The sequence below is a fragment of the Massilia sp. DD77 genome (assembly GCF_036961685.1).
Classification (GTDB): Bacteria; Pseudomonadota; Gammaproteobacteria; order Burkholderiales; family Burkholderiaceae_D; genus Telluria.
Map to the genome: position 1 here is coordinate 1 of NZ_JBAMDH010000084.1, position 4,050 is coordinate 4,050.

Here is a 4,050-nt window from a genome sequence, read left to right on the forward strand (position 1 = left end):
CTTTTCCCCTACACTTTCCGTCTCTGCCAAGCAGCGACGTTTGCGTCGGGGGAACAGAACTATAGCAAACGCAATCCACGCGCACAAGTGGCGATGTTGTCATGCTGCGACTCGACGGGCTCTTCTTCTGCTCACGCCGCTTGGCATTCCAGGCTCCATGTTCCATAGTGGTTTCAACCGTGCGCACATTGATGGTGGGGGACTTTGGGCGTACTGTTCAGCTATGGAAAATCGGCAAGCAGAAACAGACAACATCGATGCGGAGATGCGCAACATTATCGAAGAGGCGCGCGTCATCCTTCCCGGCGTCCAGGCCCTTTTTGGATTCCAGACCATCGCAGTCTTCAACGACCGTTTCGAAGACCTGGCGACGTTCGCAAAGATATGCCATGTAGCGGGACTGGTCATGGTCATCGTCTCGGTGGCCATGGTCATGACACCGGCCATTTATTACCGGACCTGCCGGGGCCACGCCACCCATGCGATGGTCAGGTTTGCCTCGCGAATGATCCGTGGAGCACTTGGGCCGCTGGCAATCGGGCTAGCGCTCGACATGTTCACGGTGATTTACCTGGCGACGACTGGCATGTCGGCGCGCGTGGCGGTCAGTATCGGCGCTGCGGTCGGCACGCTGATCCTGCTGGCCGGGCTGTGGTACGTCGTTCCCCGCAAGGCGCATAAGATGTCGGACATGAACAAGGGCTGCTGAGCCAAGTGTGTGGCTCCGAACAGATGAGTTGCTTTGCAAGCGGATAATGGCTTTGTCGTCGCGACGACACGACCAACCCGGGCCAGCGCCGAGGAAGCGCTCGCACTTGCCATGGTCGTAGTCACGTCGGCAACTACCCGATTCGCATAATGGGTAGAACTGGGCTACACCCGTCGCCGGAGGCTTCGGTAATCGGGGGGAGCAAAGAAGGTGACGAGTGTCGGCCCAGCCGTTCAAGCGCTGGCGACGGTGACGCAGGAATCGCGGGATCCGCTTCCGCTTACCGGTCCGGTCGCGGCGCAATACGGCTGCATTCGGCGAGCTGCCGGATGAGAAGGCCCTGGCCGGTGGCCAGGGCTTTTATTTTGCCGGTCGCACCTAGCGACGGTCCGCTCAAGCAGGCTGCGGCTCCATCGATGCGACGAGCTCGTGGTACCAGCGCTCCTGGCGGGTCTTGTACAGGCGATACCAGGCCTTGGTGGTTTCGGGCCGCCAAACCTTCAGCATCTTCAGCACTTCATGGGAGAACTCGAGCGGCGCCAGTCCTGTTGCCGTGATCAGGTTGTCGCCGCGTACTGCCGGCTCTTTGCGATACAAGGCTTGCCCCTGGTAGTTCGGACAGGCCTGCTTGAGAAAGTCGAGGTCGTTCGAGGTATGCCGCCGGCGATCAAGTGCGCCCACGCCGGCCAAGCCGACCGTGGCGCCGCAAATGGCTGCCACCTGGTGTCCGCGCTCGAGAGCGTCGGCCGCGAATTCGAGCAGCGGTTTTACCCGCGGCGTATCCCATATGTCAGAACCGGGAAGCAGAAGCAGGTCACCCTCTTTCATCTCGATGGCGTCGATCGTGACATCCGGCGTATAGCGCGCCCCGCCCATGCTGGTGACCTCGGCCTTGCCGATGCCGGCTTTCAGGAGCTTGAACTCCATGGCGGGATCGGCGAAGAATCGCCGGCTGTTCAGTTCCGCGGTGAGGTAGCCGATTTCCCAATCGGCGAGCGTATCCACTGTCACGAGATAGACGTTCATCGCAGCTCTCTTCGGTATTGGATGATCAGTATAGCTGGGCCAGCTCGGCTTGCGCCCGCAGCCACGCAACGAATTCGCTGACTTCGGCGGATACCCGCGCATCGCGGGGGTGGACCAGGAAGTAGGCCGACTGCGCGGGAAGGGACAGGCTTCCGATCCGGGACAGGCTGCCGCCCTTCAGCGCGTCGGCCGCTAGCCAGCTTCGGGCCAACGCGACGCCTTGGCCACTTTCCGCCGCCTGCAGGGTCAGGGCCGAGTCGCGGTAGACCGGACCGAACTGGCATTGGGATGCATCCTGCGATGCCGCGGCCAGGAAGGCGTCCCATGGATGGAAGTCGTCGCGCAACAGCTTGACGCGCTTGAGGTCCTCGAGCCGTCGGATGCGATGCCGCTTGATGAACGCGGGGCTCGCCACCGGAAACAAGGCTTCGTCAAACAGCAGCTCGCAGCGCGTGCCCGGCCACTGCCCGTCACCGTAGCGGATGGCGAGATGCGCACCCGCCGCGTTCAGGTCCACCACCGCCTGGGTCGCGGCCACTTCGACATCAATGTCCGGATGCCGTACGAAAAAATCGCCCAGCCGGGGCAGCAGCCACCGGGCGGCGAACGAAGGCAGCACATTGATGCGCAAGCGCCGCGACTCGGCATGGCGCAAGGTCTCGGCGATCTCGGTCAGCTGCCGCAACACCGGACGCACGACGGCCAGGAATTGCTGGCCTTGCGGGGTCAAGGCAATTTCGCGGCGTGAGCGGTCGATCAGGGAGGTTTGCAGGGAGGACTCGAGCGCACGCATCTGGTGACTGATCGCGCTGTGGGTCAGGTGCAGTTCGCCGGCAGCCAGCGTAAAACTGCGCAGGCGTCCGATGGCTTCGAAGGCACGCAAGGTATGCAGCGGCGGGAGGGATGAACTCATCTTGTGAATGGCATTCAAGGGAGCTTGAGTATAAAGCGTTTTTTTTCGCGGAAAAGCGATGCTATAAGGTGATTTTCGTTCACGGGAAACATTCATGCATCCGCGCCACCTGCTCGCCGCCGTCGGCATCGTCGCCATTTGGGGCTTCAACTTTGTTGTCATTAAGCTTGGAATGAGGGATCTGCCGCCGCTGTTGCTATGCGCTCTGCGCTTTTCCCTGGCCGCACTGCCGGCGGTCTTCTTCGTGAAACGGCCGAACGTCCCGTTCAGTATGGTCCTTAGCTATGGCCTGGTGATGTTCGGGGTGCAGTTCGCTTTCCTGTTCGGCGGCATGCACCTCGGCGTCTCGGCGGGCCTGGCTTCGCTGAGCCTGCAGTTGCAGTCGTTCATGACGATCGGGCTTGCGGCCTGGCTGCTGGGCGAACGCCCTACCCGCTTCCAGATCGGCGGTGCGGTGCTGGCGTTTTCAGGAATCGCCCTGGTCGCGGCGAATCTCGGAGGAGACGTGTCGGCGCGTGGCTTGCTGGCCGTGCTCCTCGCCGCATTGGCGTGGGCTTGCGGGAACCTGCTGTCGAAGCGCATGGGCAAGGTGAATATGTTCGCACTGGTGATCTGGGGCAGCCTGGTGGTGCCGATCCCGATGTTCGCGCTGTCGCTGCTGGTCGAAGGGCCTGCGCGCATTACGGAGGGCATTGCGGGGGTGGGATGGAATACCGTGGCAGCCCTTGCCTACCTGGTCTATCCCACCACGCTGCTGGGCTTCGCGGTATGGAACCGACTGCTGGCCCTGTATCCGGCAGCGAGCATCGCGCCGCTGACACTGCTGGTGCCTGTCTTCGGCATGGCCTCGTCGGTCGTGGCGCTGGGAGAGGAGCTGCAGCCATGGAAACTGGCAGCCTTCGTACTGGTGATTCTTGGGCTAGGCGTCAATCTGTTTGGCGCGAAGCTGCTGCTCCGCCTTCAGGGAGTGCGGCCATGATCCATGTGTTCAGGGGAGCACCCTCGCCCGGTGCGGCGCGCTATCAGGCCAGGCCGGATTCGGCGTGGCGGGTCAAGCTGGCCTTCCGCGTCGACTTCGCCAATGGGGGACACGTCGAAGGTGAGGGCTTCTTGCTCGACATCCCAGGGGCGACAGTCTCCGGCCAAGGCGCAGCCGACATGGTGGTGTCCTCGATGAACCTGCTGCGGGCCGCAACGGTGACGATTTTTTCGATGGAGCTGGTGCGGCGGGGGCAACACGACGATTGCTCACTGGAGCAGGTTTCAAGTGCTTGTCAAGAAGGCGGACTTTGATGTCCTGTTTCGCTTTGTGGATGATGGTCTGCGAACTTGGGCGGAACAACGCCACTGGCATTTGTCCGCCAAAGTTCGCAGCGTTTCCCCAGCTCAGGTTCCGGCCGCC

Annotated in this window: 5 protein-coding genes; 3 read left to right on the forward strand and 2 right to left on the reverse strand. The window is 62.2% G+C overall.

Going from position 1 to position 4,050, the window contains the following annotated elements:
• A partial coding sequence (locus tag V7778_RS25000) for a DUF6328 family protein (protein WP_335560328.1) occupies positions 1-709 on the forward strand: 709 nt, incomplete at its 5' end.
• Between the two features lie 393 nt (positions 710-1,102).
• Here the strand turns inward: V7778_RS25000 and V7778_RS25005 are convergent.
• Both V7778_RS25005 and gcvA read right to left on the reverse strand, forming a co-directional pair.
• Positions 1,103-1,735 (reverse strand): type 1 glutamine amidotransferase family protein, encoded by a 633-nt coding sequence (locus tag V7778_RS25005; RefSeq protein WP_335560330.1) that lies wholly within the window; start codon positions 1,733-1,735, stop codon positions 1,103-1,105.
• A 25-nt stretch (positions 1,736-1,760) separates the two neighbouring features.
• Entirely contained in the window at positions 1,761-2,744 is a 984-nt protein-coding gene (gene gcvA / locus V7778_RS25010) for a transcriptional regulator GcvA (RefSeq protein WP_335560332.1), read from the reverse strand.
• Here gcvA and V7778_RS25015 point away from each other — a divergent pair.
• Both V7778_RS25015 and V7778_RS25020 read left to right on the forward strand, forming a co-directional pair.
• Positions 2,743-3,627, forward strand: a complete 885-nt coding sequence (locus V7778_RS25015; RefSeq protein ID WP_335560334.1) for an EamA family transporter — start codon at positions 2,743-2,745, stop codon at positions 3,625-3,627. The genes gcvA and V7778_RS25015 overlap by 2 nt on opposite strands.
• Complete coding sequence (locus V7778_RS25020; RefSeq protein ID WP_335560335.1) at positions 3,624-3,941, forward strand: hypothetical protein; 318 nt, start codon at positions 3,624-3,626, stop codon at positions 3,939-3,941. The genes V7778_RS25015 and V7778_RS25020 overlap by 4 nt, the downstream gene beginning before the upstream one ends.
• Positions 3,942-4,050 lie beyond the last annotated feature (109 nt).